A 16,291-nucleotide genomic window follows, 5' to 3' on the forward strand; every position below is an offset into this window, starting at 1 on the left:
CTCCAACGAGGAGTACCTGCGTATGAAGCTCATCCTATTTGGTGCCACAGGCATGGTGGGCGCCAGCGCGCTTCGCGAAGCGCTCGCGGAGGCACGCGTTGGGAGCGTGCTTTGTATTGGACGACACTCCTGCGGCGTGCAGCATCCCAAGCTTAGAGAGTTGCTTCTCGCGGATCTGTTCAGCTTCGCAGAAATAGAACAGCAACTTGTCGGCTACGACACGTGCATCTGGGCAATCGGCCTCAGTTCGGTCGGACTGAACGAGGCGACGTACGCACGCGTTACCGAGGAACTAACGCTGGTATGGGCGCGCGCGCTTCTGCGCCTCAATCCTGATATGTCATTCTGCTATTGCTCTGCCGGAGGGGCGGATGGTCCGGGAATGTGGGCGAGGGTGCGGCAGCGACTCGAGAGCGCTCTGCAATTGATGCCATTCAGATTCGTCGGGGCGGTCCGTCCAGGTTTCATCCGTCCCGGCCCCGGCATTCGGAGCCGTACGCGCGCTTACCAGGTTGTAGCCATGCTGCTCATGCCGACATATCCACTGTTTCCGCTTCTGGTGCGTCACTTCCCCTTCCTGTTCACGACGTCGGAGATATTGGGTCGCGCGATGTTGCGTGTCGTCGAGGGAAAGGCGAAGCAGTTCGTGCTTGAGTCTGCCGATATTAATCGGCTCGGCAATTCGATCCAGGCGACCCACATTCTTTAAATGCGTTGCGTCGCAAGCTGGTTTCCAGCAATGGTCAACGTATCATACAGAGGACTACAAAATGAAACCGGATATTTCAGAGAAAGTTTTCCTTCTCACAGGCGGAACAGAGGGTATCGGAAAGGCGGCGGCGACGGAGTTCGCGAGCAGGGGCGCTGACCTGACGATCGTTGCCCGCAACGAGGCGAAGGCAGAGCGTGTTGTATCCGAACTAAGGAAAAAGACCGGTAATGAGCGGGTCAGCTATCTTCTTTGCGACCTGTCCCGCATGGCAGATGTGAAGCGAGTCGCAGACGACTTCCGGCTTCGTCATAATCGACTTGACGTGCTGGTGAACAATGCAGGCGCAACTCTAAGAGAACCTATGCTTGGTCCAGACGGGATCGAATTGACGTTCGCCCTGAACTACCTATCGCACTTCCTGCTGACATCGTCCCTGCTTGACCTTATCCGCGGAACGAAGAATGCTCGCGTGATATCCACGTCGAGTGCGATGCAGGCGCGCGGCGCACTTGATCTCAGAACAACACCGACGTCCCTGGCCCCGACTGGTTGGCGCGCGTACGCTACGGCAAAGCTTGCGATGATCCTGTTCACAACAGAACTGCAACGCCGTTTGGCTGGGTCGACGGCGACCGCTAACTGCTTCGAGCCGGGCATGGTGCGTACGCAATTTGGCGGATTCGGTACGGATTTGGGATTTCTTCTAAATCTTGTTTACCTAATGGCCCGACCGTTCGCGAAGACCCCTGAGCAGGGGGCCGATTCCCTGATCTGGCTCGCAACGTCTCCGGAAGCACGTGAACTGATGGGACAATACGTCTCTCAACGCCGACCGACAGTTCCCGCCCAGCAGGCCCGAGATCCCGACCTCGCTGCACAGCTCTGGGTGACGAGTGAATCTCTCTGCGTAAAGGCGTTGTCATCGACCTGATGTGAACCTCTTCGAGTCTTCCCGTCGGGTGGCGGAAGCATCGCCGGAGGTTCCTAACCGATCAGAGGGCCAGTCGTCCGCCACCTTGGGGTTTGTCCTCGCAGAATTGGACTGGCTTCGTCCAGCGCAACCCCAGCGCCTTCCGAAAACGGCTCAGGTCTACGAGTTGCTGCGCCATGCGATTGTGTCCTGCCGGCTGCCGCCGGGGGAGGTCCTGAACGGAAGGAACTGTCACGTCAACTCGATATCTCCCGAACTCCGATTCGGGAGATATCTTACAGCTTCCCTAACGCCGTCCGCCATTCGTCGGAACCACCCAGAGCCCACGGCGCGACATCAGCACCGACGCGTTCGTCGCGGATGTCTGAAGCGTTGAGTGTGGCGCCATTGCGGATCCGTGGTTGATGCCCTTCGCGAACGTCTCCCATGTACGGCGCTGCGGGCGGTTTATGATCGGCATGGCCTGGCTGTGCCGGCCAGCTCGATCGAGTCCAATTCGAGCAGCCTGAGCCTCGATTTTCTCCCGTCCATTTCGTTGCTGTCATCGGTACCGGCAACGTACGTGAAACATCCCCAGTATCGCAGTGATATCACGACGCTCTCGTCGTCCGTCGAGGGTTACCCGACGAGACCCGGTTGTGCTGTAAGGCAAATAAAGGCAATCCCTCGTTCCCGGTTGTCCCGGACGGACCCCGTCGGTCAGTGCGAAGCGGATGTTTTGATTCAGGTTGCCTTCGCGCGGGTTTCCATACGGCAGCGACGATTGGAAGCGCGGCCCGGCGCCGTCAGTCCTCGGAGCCTTTGCTGGCGCGGCGTTGCGCGACATTAACGTAATTCCCTCGGAAATCCACACCATCATTTGGGGGGTCTTTTTTTGACTTGAACCGTTTGAAAATAACGCCGACGCTATTTCAAAGCGATTTCCGTTAAGTTTTCACAACGATTTCTGTTAATGCACTATGATTATCGGGCAAGCTTTATCCGGGAGGTCGCACGCTAAATTTTACATAAGATAAATTATCAACATTCTGGATGTAGCGGCAATATGAGAATGTCGGGTTCTAGCTCATTAGAAATGTCTGGTTTCCTGCTCCGGGGCTAGTTCGGCCAAGGGACGCGTGGAGCGCGCGCACCTGACGCTGCAGGATCGCCTCGTCAAGGAACTGCGCCTGAAGGGCATCAGCACGATCGCGCAGGCCAACGCGTATGCGCTCGCCTTCATCGAGGCCTACAACGCACGCTTCGCGAAGCCGCCGCGGAGCGCGTTCGATGCGCACCGGCCGCTGCGTGACATCGGGTTGCTACAACATGCGACGCACGCGATGTGGGCCGAGGTGATGGAGTCGATCGAGGCAGGACAACTAGCAGTCGAGGTTGTGGCAGCCGATTGGCCCGTCGGTCGGACTGCCGAAAGACAAACAGGACTGTATCGAGGGCGCGTTGGATCGTCTGCCCGTCGCTCGTCGATCGATCTCGTCATCCGCAGACGGCAGCGCCGGGCGCGTGAAAAAAACAAATGGCCTCGACAGGCCATTTGGTTCACCTACCACGACTGAACAGTTTATTGCGGCTGGATGTTGGCAGCCTGCTTGCCCTTCGGGCCCTGCTTCACTTCAAACGTCACCTTCTGGTTTTCCTGGAGCGATTTGAAGCCGCTCGACTGGATTTCCGAGAAATGCGCGAACAGATCTTCGCCGCCGCCGTCCGGCGTGATAAAACCAAAACCCTTTGCGTCATTGAACCACTTCACTGTACCCGTTGCCATTTGCAAAATTTCCTGAATTGATGTGTGACGCGTGCGGCGCCATGCCGGACACGCGTTTCTCTTTTATCACGAGCTCGGCTTCGCTCACAATAAGCAATTGCGCGAAGGGGTTTTACATCTGTCCGTCACACTCCGTCGTTGTGGGGAAGCTGTTTGGCCACCCTCATCGTCGTTAATTTGTTGCAACGATCCGTTTCTCCGAACCTCTCTGATCGCAAGATCCTCGCCGATCTTTTCGTCTGAACGGCCTCCGGTTCGGGAATAGCGGTCGAGGAGACGTCGGATTGTCAGTGCAATACCTGCGGGTTATGCTGCGCGCATGTTTCGCGGATAACCCTGCTGCGGCACGAGTGGATTGCACCTTGTCGCCTGCTCCTCCGTTCAGCCCATTTCGGGCCCCCGCGTCCCGGGCCGGACTGTCGGCGTCCCGGCGTCACAACCCGAATTGTCAACCGCTTGCTGCGAACGTTGGAATGAACCGAAGACAGATGTTGGCTGGCTGCGTGAGCGCCGGTGCGTGTCTCGCCACAGCGTGGACCGCGCGTGCGACGGTCGCCAGCGTGAGCACGCCGCGGATTGTGTTTCTCAATCCGGGTGAGGAGGTCGAGCGCGGCACGGGCCAGCACTGGCAACTCGTGTCCCGGTTCATGGCGGCGACGGCCGCGCGTTTTGGCATGCAGCTCGAGGTGCTGTATGCCGAGCGCGACCACCTGCTCATGCTGCGCCAGGCGGAGGCAGTGGCAGCCCGAAACGATCCTCCCGACTATGTCGTGATCGTCAACGAGAAGATGGCCGCGCAGCAGATGCTGCATGCACTTGCGCACTCGCCGGCGAAAGTTCTACTGATTCACAACGACCTCACCGACGCGCAGCGCGCCGAAACCGGCAACGAGCGCGGAACCATCAAAAACTGGATAGGCACGGTTACGGCCGACGCGTTCCAGGGTAGCTTCAGATTGATGGACTACCTGTGCCGTCAGATCGGGGACCGCCCTGCCCGCGTGATTGGCATCACCGGCGATCCTATCACCCCCGTCTCGAAAGCCCGTGCGCAGGGCGTGGCGGCTGCGCTCTCACGTAAGCCGGAGGATCGCGTCGAACAGCTCGTATATGGCGACTGGAGCTTCGCCGACGGCCGGGATAAGGCCCGCGTATTGCTGGCGCGCTACCCGAACGCGAACATCGTCTGGGCCGCGAACGATTCCATGACGCTCGGCGCCCTCGCTGCCGTGCGCGAGCATCGCGCGCCCGTCGTCGTCGGAGGACTCGGGGCGTTGCCGGAAGCGGTTGCAACCGTGATGCGAGGAGACCTTGCAGCCATCGTCGCGGGCGATCAGTTCATCGGTGCCTGCGCGATGGTCGCACTATACGACTACCATCACGGCGTCGATTTTGCACAACCGGACGGCCCACGTCTGAAGCTCGACTATCTGACGGTGCTCTCCCGCGACAACGCCTCGCGTTGCTACAAGATCGCTTTCGATCAAGGCACAGCTCCCGATTTCAGCGGCTTTTCGCGCTACCGGCGGCGAGCGGCCCGCTACGACTTCAATCTGCAGGTGCTGCTCGACCCGGCATCGAAGGCGGCCTGATGCGCGGCACCCTACGTCTACCCTGGTGGCTTCGCACGCTGCACGCAAAGCTGATGCTCTCGCTGGTGCTGCTGATTTCGCTGGTCGCGGGCAGTTCGGCCTTCCTGTTGTTCGAGCGAGCACAGACCCGCCGACTCATGGAAGTCGAAGAGCGGGCGAATCGCATCGCCGACCTGTTCGGTCAGTCGCTTGCGCAGCCGCTGTGGAATGTCGACCGCGACGCGATCGTACGTCAGCTCAAAGCGCTCGCGCCGAACCCGGAGGTGGTGCGTTTCACCGTGACGGCGACTCGCTATGGCGTGCTGGCCGACGTCAGCAATGCGCCGCAACCACCACTGCCGGAGACGATCGTACGGGTGCGGCCCATCGAGTACACGCCGCAAGGCGACGCCCGCGCGAGCAGATCGGCGAAGTGCGTGTCGTCCTGACCAAAGCCCTCACCCAGCGAAACTTTGCGGTCGCGCGTACAGCCGTTCTTGCAACGCTCGCGCTGATGCTGGCCGTACTCTATATCGCTACCTTTCTTTTGATCCGTCACCTGGTTCGCGGACCCATCGGGCGTCTGGAGGACATGGTCGATCGCATGGCCAGCGGCGATCTCGACGCGCGCTGCACGGCCGAGTCGAGCGATGAACTCGGACGTCTCGCCGCTCGCGTCAACGTGATGGCGGAGCGTCTCGGCGATTCGACGGCATCGCTGAGAGAGAGCGAGCGCAAATATCGCGGCATCATCGAAAATTCGCTGGAGGGCATATTCGTACTCGACCGATGCGGCGCATTGCGCGAAGCGAATCCTGCGATGGCGCGGTTGTTGGGATTCGACAGCGTCGACAGCCTGATGGCGGCGCAAGCGGCGCCATCGTCAAGTCAGGACGCAAAGCGCTTGCCGTTATCCGACGACGAGGTTGCCCGTCTGTTCGCGCTTCTGGAGGCCGAAGGAAAGATAGCCGGGCTTGAAGTCGAGATCACGCGAACCGATGGCACGACGGCATGGTGTCTGCTCAACGCACGTGATACTCGCCGGCGTGGTGTGAGTGCGGCGTTGCTGGAGGGACAACTGACGGATGTGACCGCGCGTAAGCATGCAATGGAAACGCTCACGCAACATCGCGATCAGCTTGAGCAACAGATCCGCGAGCGTGAGCGCACAGAAGCCGAATTGCGCGACTCGCGCGAGAAGCTGCGGCAGTTGTCGGCGCACCAGGAGTCGATCCGCGAGGAGGAGCGCAAGCAGATGGCGATGACCATCCACGATGAACTCGGCCAGCTTCTCACGGCGATCAAGATAGACGTATCGCTGCTCAGGCTGCTGTTGAGTCAGGGGACAGGATGGACCGGCAAGCTCGCCGAGATGGGCGAACTCGTCGAGCGGACCATCCACATCGTGCGGAACGTCGCGAGTCATTTGCGTCCCGCCGCGCTGAATTTCGGACTGGTATCCGCGCTCGAGTGGCTGATGCAGGACTATTCGCGTCACAGCGCGATCACCTGCCAGTTCCGTCTCGAAGGGCGCGAACCGACCCTGAGCGACGACCATGCAACGGCGGTGTTCCGCATCGTCCAGGAGGCGTTGACCAATGTGAGCCGTCACGCCCAGGCGTCACACGTGGACGTCGTTCTGCACGGCGGCGATGAGGGTTTCGATGTGACGGTGAATGACGACGGCATCGGTTTCGACGTAACGCGCGCGATGGAGGGTGGCTCGTACGGTCTGCAGGGAATGCGCGAGCGCGCCCGCATGATCGGTGCGCAACTGCAGGTTACGAGCGAAAACGATGTCGGATCGACGGTGCGCCTGAGCATCCGCGACATTGCTGAAAAACCGAACCCATTCGTTTGGTCGGATGAGGGAAGGTGAACATCCAGGCACCTGTTGCCCGCCTCTGTCCGTTTTGGAACATGGCTGCGCTCGAGTTCGACCGGCGAGCGGCTCGGTGATTGCGCGCATTTCGTGATTCGCTCGCGGCATTTCGAAGCCGCAGCGCAAGACTCAAAGCGCCGCGATCCGCTGCCGGAAACGCTCAGTTCCCGCGACGATCTTGTCCAGCACGGCATCGAGCGCCCAGAACCGTTCGCGCACGTCATAGTCGATCACGCGGCAGCGGATCGAATCGAATGTGCCGATGCGCTGATGGTACATCTTCGCGAGCGCCGGATAGCCGAGCGCTTCGGACACGGCCGCGACGACGAGGAACGTCGACAGTTCGTCGGCCAGCACGGGATCTTCCGCGCTTCGGCTGCGCAGCCATTGATACAGATCGGGGTGGAAGTTCGTGAACACACCGTTGAAGCCGGCCGAGCCCGCTTTCATCGCGTCCCACGCGATCGCCGCGTTCGCGTTGAGAATTTTCAGCGGCGAGCCTTGCGCCAGCGCGACGCGTCGCTTCACCGTCGCGAGGTCGCAGCTCACGTCTTTGAGCATCACGAAGCGGCCTGTATCGATACAGGCCTTCAGTTCGTCATCGGTGAGCAGCCGTCGATACGGCGCCGGACATTCATACAAGCCCAGCGGTATATCCGAAGGCAGTTTCGACAACAGCCGGTTCAGGCTCGCGAGAAACGTCTGCGAGCCTTCGCGCTTCGGGTCCAGGTGATTCGTCACCAGCACGACACCCTGCGCGCCCGAATCCGCCGCAACACGCAGTTCTTCGGCCTGCGCATCGAGGTCATCGCTGATATGGCCGGACGCGACGACGGGCACCCGCCCCGCCACTTTCTCGACGACGAAGCGCGCGAGCGCGCCGCGCTCGGCGAGACTCAGAAACTGCATCTCGCTCGACTGCGCGACGGCGAACAGCGCGTCCGAGCCTTTCGCCAGATACCACTCGATCAGCCGTTCGAGACCCGCGTAGTCGATCGTGCCGTCGTCGTGAAACGGCGTCAGCATCACAGGCACGATGCCCTCGATCGGGCCGTTCATTTTCGTTTTTTCGCTCATTGTGTTTGCCTTTTCCTTGAATAGCCGATTGCACGGCACTAACGCGCTCGCGGGATTGCCCTCACACAGGAAGCTCAGCGCCCACGCTCGACGTGTGATGCTCGGGAATGGGTTTTTTGACCAGCAGCAGATAGGCCATCGCGCCGACGAACGCAATACCCGCGGCCGTCAGCAGCGCGGGAACGAACGACGTCGCCTGCGCGATGAAGCCCGTCACGATCGGCGCGAGCGCACCGCCCAGAAATCCGCCGAAGTTCTGCATCGCGCCGAGCGATGCGATCCGGCTGGGCGGCGCGGCCGCCGTCGCCAGCGCCCATGATGCAGCGGACGCCGCATTCGCCAGAAAGATCACGACGGAGATGCAAGCGATCGCGATCGTATTGCTCTGCACGAGCGCAGCGGGAATCGTGAAGGCGACCATGCCGAGCATCGCGATCACGACGGCATTGCGGCGGCTGACAACGGGCGAACTGCTGCGCTTCGTGATCAGATCGGAGAACCATCCTGCAAGCAACGCACCGACGAAGCCGCACAGGAATGGCACCGACGCGGCGACGCCCGTGCGCGCGAGGCTCATATGGCGCTCCATCGTCAGATAGCCGGGCAGCCACGTCAGATAGACCCAGTTCAGGTACACGGAACCGAAGAAGCCGATGAGCATGCCCCAGGTCGTGCCGTAAGAAAACAGCGCGCGCCATTCGGCGAACGTCAGCTTCGGCGCGGGGCCGGCTGCGGGTTCGGCATCGGCGTCGAGGTAGTCGCGCTCTTCGCGACTCAGCGTTTGCGCATTCGGATCGCGATACAGCGCGAACCACACGGCGGCGACCACGAGACCGAGCGCGCCCGTCACGACGAACGCCCAGCGCCAGTTGAATGAGACGATCAGCACCGACAGGCATAGCGGCGCGAGCGCGCTGCCGAGCGGCGATGCCGAGTTGAAGATGCCCGTCGGCGTGCCGCGCGACTTCAACGGAAACCAGTTGCTCACGACACGCGCCGCCGACGGAAACTGCGGCGCCTCGCCGATACCCAGCACGATCCGCGCAAGCACGAAGAAGCCGAACGTCGATACGAGGCCGCCCGCGATCTGCGCGAACGACCACACGATCAACCCCGCGCCCAGTAACCGGCGCGGCCCGATCCGGTCGACGAGGCCGCCCACGGGCAACTGGCACAGCGCATAGCTCCACGAGAAGGCGGATAGCAGCAGTCCCATCTGCCCCAGCGATAGACCGAGGTCTTCGCGGATCAACTGGTTCGCCACCGCGAGCGTGCCGCGGTCCAGATAATTGACGATACCGCTCACCATCAGCAGCGTAAGCGCGATGGTCTGCGCGCGTCGGATGCGCGGTGGCGCGCTCGGGCGTTCAGAGGTTGTGTCCACGTTTGCTGTCTCCGTCTGTTGTAGGAATGCTGTCGTTGTTCACTGCCTGCTGCGCTAGCTGATTTCAATGCGGAGCATCGAGAGCCGCATCAAACCTCGCTGACGCTGTCTTCTTCCAGTTCCGCGCGAAACGGAATGGACGTCTGCGCACCCGCGCGCGTCACGCTCGCCGCAGCCGCGCGCTGACCGAAAGCAATCGACTGCTGCATCGATGCGCCGCGCGCGCGTTCGACTGCAAAACCACCGGCAAACGTGTCGCCCGCCGCCGTCGTATCGACGACGCGCACGGCGGGCGCTGCCATGTAGCCGCTGCCTTGCGCACCGGCCCAGATCGCGCCTTGTGCGCCCAGCGTGACGATCACGTTGCGCGCGCCCTTGCCGAGCAAGGCATCGGCGGCAAAGCGGGCGCACGGCACGCCGTTCACGTGGAGACCCGTCAGCAGCGCGGCTTCCGTTTCGTTGACGAGCAAATAGTCGATCTGCCGATACAACGTGTCGTGCAAGGGTTGTGCCGGCGCCGGATTGAGCAGGACAGGCGTGCCATTGCGCGCGGCGATGTCGATTGCGCGCGCGACGGTTGCGAGCGGGACTTCCAGCTGGCAGATCAGCATGTCGGCGCGCGCGATCAGGTCGGCAGCGGCATCGACATGCGCCGTGCTCACGCAGGCATTCGCACCCGGCGCAACGACGATGCTGTTCGCGCCGTCGCGGCCCACCGTGATCGACGCGATGCCGCTCGGCTGGCCCGCGATCGTATGCACGTGAGCACCGTCGATGCGCTCGCGTTGTAACGCGTCGCGCAGCGACGCACCGAATGCATCGTCCCCGACACAGCCGACCATCGCGACGTTTGCGCCAAGACGCGCGGCGGCGACAGCCTGGTTCGCGCCCTTGCCGCCGTTGACGGTCTCGAAGCGGTCGCCGAGCAGCGTCTCGCCTCGCGACGGCAAACGCGAAGCGTGGACCACGAGGTCCATATTGGCGCTTCCGACAACGACGATCAGGGGTGCAACGGTGGATGAACTCATGGTTGATGCGAGTGTTTTCAATTGACGGGCGAGACGGTCCGAAAGGCGGTCTTAGCCGAACCCGCCTCAATGTTAGCGCTTACATTTCGGTAAAATATTCATGGGAACCCATGCTTCTGCCATGACATACGGAACGCCACGCCAGATTGATTTGCAATCTTGAGAAGCGCGGACACGTCATGTTAGCGCTTACATTTTCGACTGATTTGCGCGAGAATTGCAAGCAAGATAATGTGGGCCGAGGGTAAACGCGCGCCCGCCTCGCGAGGACGACCAGCGCACCGTGCTGCAGCAGTGGCCTGAAGCAAGCCGAAGCGCATATCGCCCTGTAAGATGGCGGCGGCACAAGACGCGCGCCCAACATTTCGCACACGACAGACACCACGACCATGAGCAGTTCGCACGAGTCCGCGACACCCGATACGCCCGCCGTGCGCACCCGCCGCAACAGCGGGCGTGCCGTTCTCGGCGACGTGGCGCGGCTCGCGGGTGTGTCGACAGCTACGGTATCGCGGGTCTACAACGAGCCGGACAGGGTCTCGCCAGGCGTGCGTGAACGCGTGCTGCAGGCGGCGACCACGCTCAACTGGATTCCGAACGCAGCGGGCCGCGCGCTCGCATCGACGCGCACGCACATCGCCGGCGCAATCATTCCGACACTCGACGATCAGGTATTCGCGTCGCAAGTCGCTGGCATGCAGGCGGTATTTGCCAGCCGTGGCATCACGCTATTTCTCGGCTGCTCGAACTACGATCCGGCGCAGGCGTTGACCCAGGTGCAGGCGATGCTGGCGCGTGGCGTCGAAGTGATTGCGATCGTCGGCGAAGCGCATCCGCCTGAACTTTTCGACGCGCTCAGACAGACGCGCGTACCCTATGTGATTACCTATGCGTATCGCGAAGGCAGTCCGCATCACTGCATCGGCTTCGACAATCGCGCGGCGTATGTCGAGATCGCCGAGCACCTGATCGAACTGGGGCATCGCTCGTTTGCCGCCGTCATTCAACCCGCGCGCGACAACGATCGCGTCCAGGCACGTGTGACAGGTATCCGGGAAGCGTTGGCGCGGCATGGCATCGCGGTGCGCCCGTCGCATATGCATGAAGGGCCGGCGACCATTGCATTCGGGCGCGAAAGCTTGCGTGCGATCTGGCAGGGCTCGGATAAGCGCCCTACTGCGATTATTTGCGGCAACGATCAACTCGCGATTGGCGTGCTTCTGGAAGCTGCGGAGTTGGGAATCAAGGTGCCGCAGCAACTGTCCGTAACAGGTTTCGATGATGTCGCCATCGCACAGCAGATCCATCCGTCGCTCACTACAGTGCGCGTCGACACGGCGGAAATCGGTCGACGCGCGGCGCAGTATCTGCTCGATGTGCTCGATGGGAAGAACAACACGGAGTCGGGCGTCGTGCAACCCGTGCTGATGGCCAGGGAATCGACCGCGAGCGTCCCGCTTTCCGGGTGACCGGCTTCGCCCTAACGCGCATTACATCCGCATCACATCCATCACCGTCTTCTTCTTGTCCTTGAACTGATAGATGGTGATAGCCGCATCCTTCAGGTCGCCGTGTGGATCGAATGCGATCCGGCCGATGACGCCGTCATACTGCGTGACGGGCATCGCGGCAAGAATCTTCGCGCGCTCCGTCGAATCAGCGCGCTTCATGGCTTCGTAAATCACGTACACGGCATCGTAGGCAAACGGCGCATAGGCATCGATCGGCACCTTGTAGCGCGCCGTGTAGCGACGGTCGAACTCCTGCCCCTTCGGCATCTTCGACAGCGCGAGGCCTGCTTCCGAGCACACCACGTTGCCGATCGCGTCGCCCGCGAGGCTCACCATCTTCTCCGTGCATGCACCGTCGCCGCCAAGCACGCTCGCCGTCATGCCGAGATTCGCCGCCTGCTTCACCAGCGGCCCGGCCGTCGCATCGGAGCCGCCATACATGATCACGTCGGGCCGCATGCCCTTGATCTTCGTGAGAATCGCGCGGAAGTCGGTTGCCTTGTCGTTGGTCGCTTCGCGCGTGACGATCGTGCCGCCGTTGGCCTTCGCCGCTTTCGTGAACTCATCGGCAAGGCCTTGCCCGTAGGCCGTCGAATCGTCGATCACGGCAATTCGCTTCGCGTGCAAAGAATTGAGCGCATAGCGCGCGAGCGCGGGCCCTTGCAGTGCATCCGTCGCCACGACGCGGAACGTCGTCTTGTAGCCCTGCTGCGTATAGGCGGGGTTCGTCGAGCCTTGAGAAATCTGCACGACCTGTGCCTCGTTATAGATACGTGAAGCGGGAATCGATACGCCCGAATTGATATCGCCGACCACGGCCACCACGCCCTCGTCGACAAGTTTCTGTGCGACCTGGGTGCCTGTGCGCGGATCGGCTGCATCGTCCTGCGAATCCAGTTGCAGACGCACGGGCTTGCCGCCGATCACAGGATGCTGACTGTTGATCTCGTCGATTGCGAGGCGCGCAGCGTTTTCGCTGTCCTTGCCCATGTTCGCGAGTTGTCCCGTGAGCGGCGCGGCGTGACCGATCAGCACGACGGCGGGCGTGGCATCGGCGGCGTGTGCGGATGCCTGCATGACGGCCAGCGCGACGACACCGGCCAGATAGCGAGAGTTTTGATTCACGGGCTGCCTCACATCGGTTATGAAGTTGAATGAGCGCGCTCTGGATTTTGATCGCGCCTGAAATCCAGTATTCGTTCGCCGTAATTGCGCGTCCAACGAGAAATTCTTTTTGCCGGCGATAAACAAACGTTATGCCGTCGCGACGTCCGTGCTTTCACGCAGCAGCGCTTCAACGCTGCGACCGATCGCAAGAATCGATGCATCGGCGAGCGCCGGGCCGCATATCGACAGACCCACGGGCAGCTCGCCTTCGCGATGACATGGCAACGTCAACGCACAACCGTCCATGAAGTTCACGACAACCGGATTGCGCAGCACCTTTGCGTTGATCGCGAAGAACCCGTCGTCGTCGCTTTCTACTTGTGCGATGGCAGGCGGCACGACTGCGACGGTCGGCATCAGCCAGGCATCGAAGCGCGCGAGCCTCGTCCGCGCATCGCGCACGAAGCGTTCGCGAGCGGCAAGCAGGTCGATATAGTCGGCGGCGCTGCGCCCTTCCCCCGCCCGCAAACGCTTCAGCACGCGCGGGTCGTACGCGTCGGCATCGCGCGCGACGTGCGCGCGATGCTGCGCCCACGCCTGCGCAGCCGTGATGCCTGCGAGCGGATAACGTCCCGTCACTTCATGCAATTCGGGAAACGCAAAACGCTCGACCGACGCGCCCGCGCGCCGCAACATGCCGATCGCGCGGTTGAACGCGGTACTCACGGTTTCGTCGAGATCGTCGGCGACGTAATCCGATGTGACGCCCAGGCGAAGTCCTGCCAGCGCGCGTGACGACGTATCCAGCGCTTGCCCGGACACGATGCCGTCGATCAGCGCACAACAGTCGACGCTGCACGCGATCGGTCCGACTGAATCGAAGGATGATGAGAGCGGCACGGTGCCTTCGAGCGGCACGCGGCGCGCGGTCGGCTTGAATCCAACCAGGCCGCAGAACGCAGCGGGAATGCGGATTGAGCCGCCCGTGTCGGTGCCCAGCGCGGCAGCCACATGGCCGAGCGCGACCGACACGGCCGCGCCAGAACTCGAACCGCCTGCGAGACGCAGCGCATCAACGGGATTCAGCGGCGTGCCGTAGTGCGGATTCAGCCCGAGCCCGGAAAACGCGAACTCGCTCATGTTGGTGCGACCGACGAACACGGCACCCGCTTCGCGCAGACGCGCCACGGCAGCCGCATCGCGTACGGCGGGCGCGGCGTCGCGCAGTATTCGCGAGCCGGCTGTCGTCACCTGCCCTTTGATGTCGAACAGATCCTTCACCGAAACAGGCACGCCCGCCAACGCCGAAGGCACGTAGCCGCGCTCGCGAAAGGCGTCGCTGGCGTCCGCCGCTTCGCGCGCCGCCAGCCGGTCAATATGTGTGTAGGTCGCGCCGCCGCGCGCAAGGTCGGCGTCGATGGCCGCAAGGCTTGCGTCGAGCAGTTCGCCCGCCGACAGGCCTTTTGTCGCGAGCGACTTTCCAGATTCACGAATGGTGCGCATCGCCGTCACTCCATATGCGCAAGCGCATCGACACAATAGCGATGCCGCAAGCTGCGTCCGAGGACGGGATCATGCAGTTCCAGTTCGTACGCGTTCGCGGGCGTCAGTGCGCCTAGCACCGCCTGCGTGCCGCAGAAAAGCACCGTCTCGGGAATCATCGACGTCGAACCGAACGCGCGGCAGATCAGCGGCTCGGGATGCATCAGCCGCGCAAGCGTGCCTTCCTGATAGCGGATGCGCTCGCCGCTCGCATCGATACGCCAGCTGCGCGCAATCAGCGCATCCCAATGCGCGACAACGTCCGCATAGCGCCAGAGCGTCTTGCCGATCGGCTTCGCGCACATCTGCTTCGACACGGCGACGTCGTAGCCTTCGACCTTGCGGTCGGTGTGATCCGAACCGATGCCGACCAGCAAACCGTCCGCTTCCGTCTGCAGCAGCACGACTTCCACTTCGCCCGACGAATGCTCGCCGATCACTTCGATCCTGTCTGACGTCGTCAGCAAGGCGGGCGCGACTTCATAAAAGCACGGCACGCTCGACGGCCTGCGCACGCCGATCGCTTCCAGTTCGCGAATATGATGCTCGACCTCGGAGGAGTCGCGTCCCGCCCAGCCCGCAATCACGAGACGGCTCGCGCTGATTTCTACCGGCAACCCGCCCTCTACTTCGCATGACACTTTCTTCATTGCAGCATCCCTCTGTTTTGACAAGGTGCGCCCTTTCACCGGCGGGCATCCGTTGCAAAGTTTTGGCGCGCGCCGCAGGCGTGTCCAACAAATTAAAGTTGTCGCCCGGCTGAAAATTTTCTTGTCACCTGCTGCAGGACGCAGCGCTACACTGAGCCATTCGTGCTTGCCTCGACAGGGTTATGAATGAATCTGCGCTTTCTGGAAACGTTTGTCTGGCTGGCGCGGCTGCGCAGTTTCCGGCTCACGGCCGAACGCCTGCATGCGACCCAGGCAGCCATTTCGAGCCGCATTTCTGCGCTCGAACAGGAACTCGGCGTACGGCTATTCGAGCGCGGCCCGAAGGAAGCGACGCTCACGCAGGACGGCACAAAGGCGCTGCCGTTCGCTGAACAGATGCTGAAGGTGAATCAGGCGATGCTCGCGAGCGTCGGCGATCGCTCGAAGGTGTCGGGTTTACTGCGACTCGGTGCGATCGAGTCGATCGTGCATACGTGGTTGCCCGATCTGCTCAAGCGCATCCGCGACGAGTATCCGAACCTCGTGATCGAGTTGACGAGCGATACGTCCGCGAATCTGTCCGCGCAACTTGCGAACGGTCATATCGACGTATCGTTTCAGACGACGAGCGTCGCGGGCGCGGATATGACGAACGTGCCGCTCGGGAGTTTGCCCATGCGCTGGATGGCGAGCCCCGCGCTCAATCTGTCCGCGCAGGCGCTGACCGAGACGGAACTCTCGGCGTATCCCGTCATCAGCTTCGCGCGCCATTCGCCACCGCATGAATTTCTCGCTGGCCTGTTCGCAGCCAGCGGCGACGTGCAGGTGCAGATCAACTGTCTTTCGTCTGTGGCGGCAATTATCCGGCTGGTCGTCGACGGATTTGGCATCGCCGTGTTGCCGCCCGCGTTCGTCATGCGCGAACTCGAAGCCGGCCAGTTGCAACTGCTGCAGGTCACGCATCGTGTGCCTGCATTGCCGCTCGTCGCTGCCTACCGGCGCACGCCTGACAGTCTGCTCGCCGAGTCGATTACGCGGCTCGCGTTGAACGTCGTGCTCGATTTCAGCCTGAAACACGGGCCCGAATTCGCGTTGTTCCCGCCATCGGACGACGTCATCGCAAATGCCTGA

The 16,291-nt window shown here is 62.0% G+C and carries 14 protein-coding genes and 1 pseudogene; 8 read left to right on the plus strand and 7 right to left on the minus strand.

What is annotated here, in order from left to right:
- The first annotated feature begins 22 nt into the window (after positions 1 to 22).
- From QEN71_RS35860 to QEN71_RS35870, 3 genes and pseudogenes are all read left to right on the plus strand, one after another.
- The gene (locus tag QEN71_RS35860; protein ID WP_201656561.1) at positions 23 to 709 is read left to right on the plus strand and encodes a Rossmann-fold NAD(P)-binding domain-containing protein; all 687 of its coding nucleotides are present in this window, start codon (positions 23 to 25) and stop codon (positions 707 to 709) included.
- Between the two features lie 61 nt (positions 710 to 770).
- Entirely contained in the window at positions 771 to 1,643 is an 873-nt protein-coding gene (locus tag QEN71_RS35865) for an SDR family oxidoreductase (protein ID WP_201656564.1), read from the plus strand.
- Between the two features lie 1,103 nt (positions 1,644 to 2,746).
- Positions 2,747 to 2,935, plus strand: a pseudogene (locus tag QEN71_RS35870) (ISNCY family transposase); the annotation flags it as partial.
- Between the two features lie 269 nt (positions 2,936 to 3,204).
- Here the strand turns inward: QEN71_RS35870 and QEN71_RS35875 are convergent.
- On the minus strand, positions 3,205 to 3,408 hold the full coding sequence (locus QEN71_RS35875; protein WP_036000361.1) for a cold-shock protein: 204 nt from the start codon (positions 3,406 to 3,408) through the stop codon (positions 3,205 to 3,207).
- 560 nt (positions 3,409 to 3,968) lie between these two features.
- Between QEN71_RS35875 and QEN71_RS35880 the strand changes: the two genes are divergently transcribed.
- The 3 genes from QEN71_RS35880 to QEN71_RS35890 all read left to right on the plus strand — a co-directional run bounded on the left by QEN71_RS35880 (position 3,969) and on the right by QEN71_RS35890 (position 6,858).
- The gene (locus QEN71_RS35880; protein WP_233472022.1) at positions 3,969 to 5,000 is read left to right on the plus strand and encodes an ABC transporter substrate-binding protein; all 1,032 of its coding nucleotides are present in this window, start codon (positions 3,969 to 3,971) and stop codon (positions 4,998 to 5,000) included.
- On the plus strand, positions 5,000 to 5,428 hold the full coding sequence (locus QEN71_RS35885; protein WP_201656567.1) for a hypothetical protein: 429 nt from the start codon (positions 5,000 to 5,002) through the stop codon (positions 5,426 to 5,428). Before QEN71_RS35880 ends, QEN71_RS35885 begins: the two co-directional genes overlap by 1 nt.
- 155 nt (positions 5,429 to 5,583) lie before the next feature.
- On the plus strand, positions 5,584 to 6,858 hold the full coding sequence (locus QEN71_RS35890) for a PAS domain S-box protein (protein WP_233472028.1): 1,275 nt from the start codon (positions 5,584 to 5,586) through the stop codon (positions 6,856 to 6,858).
- A gap of 132 nt (positions 6,859 to 6,990) precedes the next feature.
- Here QEN71_RS35890 and QEN71_RS35895 read toward each other — a convergent pair whose 3' ends face one another.
- From QEN71_RS35895 to rbsK, 3 genes are all read right to left on the minus strand, one after another.
- Entirely contained in the window at positions 6,991 to 7,938 is a 948-nt protein-coding gene (locus QEN71_RS35895; protein WP_201656573.1) for a dihydrodipicolinate synthase family protein, read from the minus strand.
- Between the two features lie 61 nt (positions 7,939 to 7,999).
- Positions 8,000 to 9,322 carry an MFS transporter gene (locus QEN71_RS35900; protein ID WP_201656576.1) on the minus strand — a complete coding sequence of 441 codons (1,323 nt, stop codon included), beginning with the start codon at positions 9,320 to 9,322 and terminating at the stop codon, positions 8,000 to 8,002.
- A gap of 89 nt (positions 9,323 to 9,411) precedes the next feature.
- Positions 9,412 to 10,350, minus strand: coding sequence for a ribokinase (gene rbsK, locus QEN71_RS35905; protein ID WP_201656579.1), 939 nt, complete (start codon positions 10,348 to 10,350; stop codon positions 9,412 to 9,414).
- A 389-nt stretch (positions 10,351 to 10,739) separates the two neighbouring features.
- Between rbsK and QEN71_RS35910 the strand changes: the two genes are divergently transcribed.
- A complete protein-coding gene (locus QEN71_RS35910; RefSeq protein ID WP_201656582.1) occupies positions 10,740 to 11,819 on the plus strand; it encodes a LacI family DNA-binding transcriptional regulator in 1,080 nt (359 codons plus the stop codon).
- 21 nt (positions 11,820 to 11,840) lie between these two features.
- Here QEN71_RS35910 and QEN71_RS35915 read toward each other — a convergent pair whose 3' ends face one another.
- The 3 genes from QEN71_RS35915 to QEN71_RS35925 all read right to left on the minus strand — a co-directional run bounded on the left by QEN71_RS35915 (position 11,841) and on the right by QEN71_RS35925 (position 15,160).
- Positions 11,841 to 12,938 (minus strand): branched-chain amino acid ABC transporter substrate-binding protein, encoded by a 1,098-nt coding sequence (locus tag QEN71_RS35915; protein WP_233472030.1) that lies wholly within the window; start codon positions 12,936 to 12,938, stop codon positions 11,841 to 11,843.
- A gap of 177 nt (positions 12,939 to 13,115) precedes the next feature.
- Complete coding sequence (locus QEN71_RS35920; RefSeq protein ID WP_201656588.1) at positions 13,116 to 14,471, minus strand: amidase; 1,356 nt, start codon at positions 14,469 to 14,471, stop codon at positions 13,116 to 13,118.
- A gap of 5 nt (positions 14,472 to 14,476) precedes the next feature.
- Positions 14,477 to 15,160, minus strand: coding sequence for a DUF2848 domain-containing protein (locus QEN71_RS35925; protein ID WP_201656591.1), 684 nt, complete (start codon positions 15,158 to 15,160; stop codon positions 14,477 to 14,479).
- A gap of 186 nt (positions 15,161 to 15,346) precedes the next feature.
- Here QEN71_RS35925 and QEN71_RS35930 point away from each other — a divergent pair, with 186 nt between their 5' ends.
- Positions 15,347 to 16,291, plus strand: coding sequence for a LysR family transcriptional regulator (locus QEN71_RS35930; protein ID WP_201656593.1), 945 nt, complete (start codon positions 15,347 to 15,349; stop codon positions 16,289 to 16,291).

The organism is Paraburkholderia sabiae (assembly GCF_030412785.1).
In the GTDB taxonomy this organism is placed as follows: domain Bacteria; phylum Pseudomonadota; class Gammaproteobacteria; order Burkholderiales; family Burkholderiaceae; genus Paraburkholderia; species Paraburkholderia sabiae.

Excerpts from the sequence above, each read along its gene's own strand:
- QEN71_RS35860 (WP_201656561.1), top strand. The coding sequence starts at position 23 with ATGAAGCTCATCCTATTTGGTGCCACAGGCATGGTGGGCGCCAGCGCG.
- QEN71_RS35865 (WP_201656564.1), top strand. The coding sequence starts at position 771 with ATGAAACCGGATATTTCAGAGAAAGTTTTCCTTCTCACAGGCGGAACA.
- QEN71_RS35875 (WP_036000361.1), bottom strand. The coding sequence starts at position 3,408 with ATGGCAACGGGTACAGTGAAGTGGTTCAATGACGCAAAGGGTTTTGGT.
- QEN71_RS35885 (WP_201656567.1), top strand. The coding sequence starts at position 5,000 with ATGCGCGGCACCCTACGTCTACCCTGGTGGCTTCGCACGCTGCACGCA.
- QEN71_RS35890 (WP_233472028.1), top strand. The coding sequence starts at position 5,584 with ATGGCCAGCGGCGATCTCGACGCGCGCTGCACGGCCGAGTCGAGCGAT.
- QEN71_RS35895 (WP_201656573.1), bottom strand. The coding sequence starts at position 7,938 with ATGAGCGAAAAAACGAAAATGAACGGCCCGATCGAGGGCATCGTGCCT.
- rbsK (WP_201656579.1), bottom strand. The coding sequence starts at position 10,350 with ATGAGTTCATCCACCGTTGCACCCCTGATCGTCGTTGTCGGAAGCGCC.
- QEN71_RS35910 (WP_201656582.1), top strand. The coding sequence starts at position 10,740 with ATGAGCAGTTCGCACGAGTCCGCGACACCCGATACGCCCGCCGTGCGC.
- QEN71_RS35915 (WP_233472030.1), bottom strand. The coding sequence starts at position 12,938 with ATGCAGGCATCCGCACACGCCGCCGATGCCACGCCCGCCGTCGTGCTG.
- QEN71_RS35920 (WP_201656588.1), bottom strand. The coding sequence starts at position 14,471 with ATGCGCACCATTCGTGAATCTGGAAAGTCGCTCGCGACAAAAGGCCTG.
- QEN71_RS35925 (WP_201656591.1), bottom strand. The coding sequence starts at position 15,160 with ATGAAGAAAGTGTCATGCGAAGTAGAGGGCGGGTTGCCGGTAGAAATC.
- QEN71_RS35930 (WP_201656593.1), top strand. The coding sequence starts at position 15,347 with ATGAATCTGCGCTTTCTGGAAACGTTTGTCTGGCTGGCGCGGCTGCGC.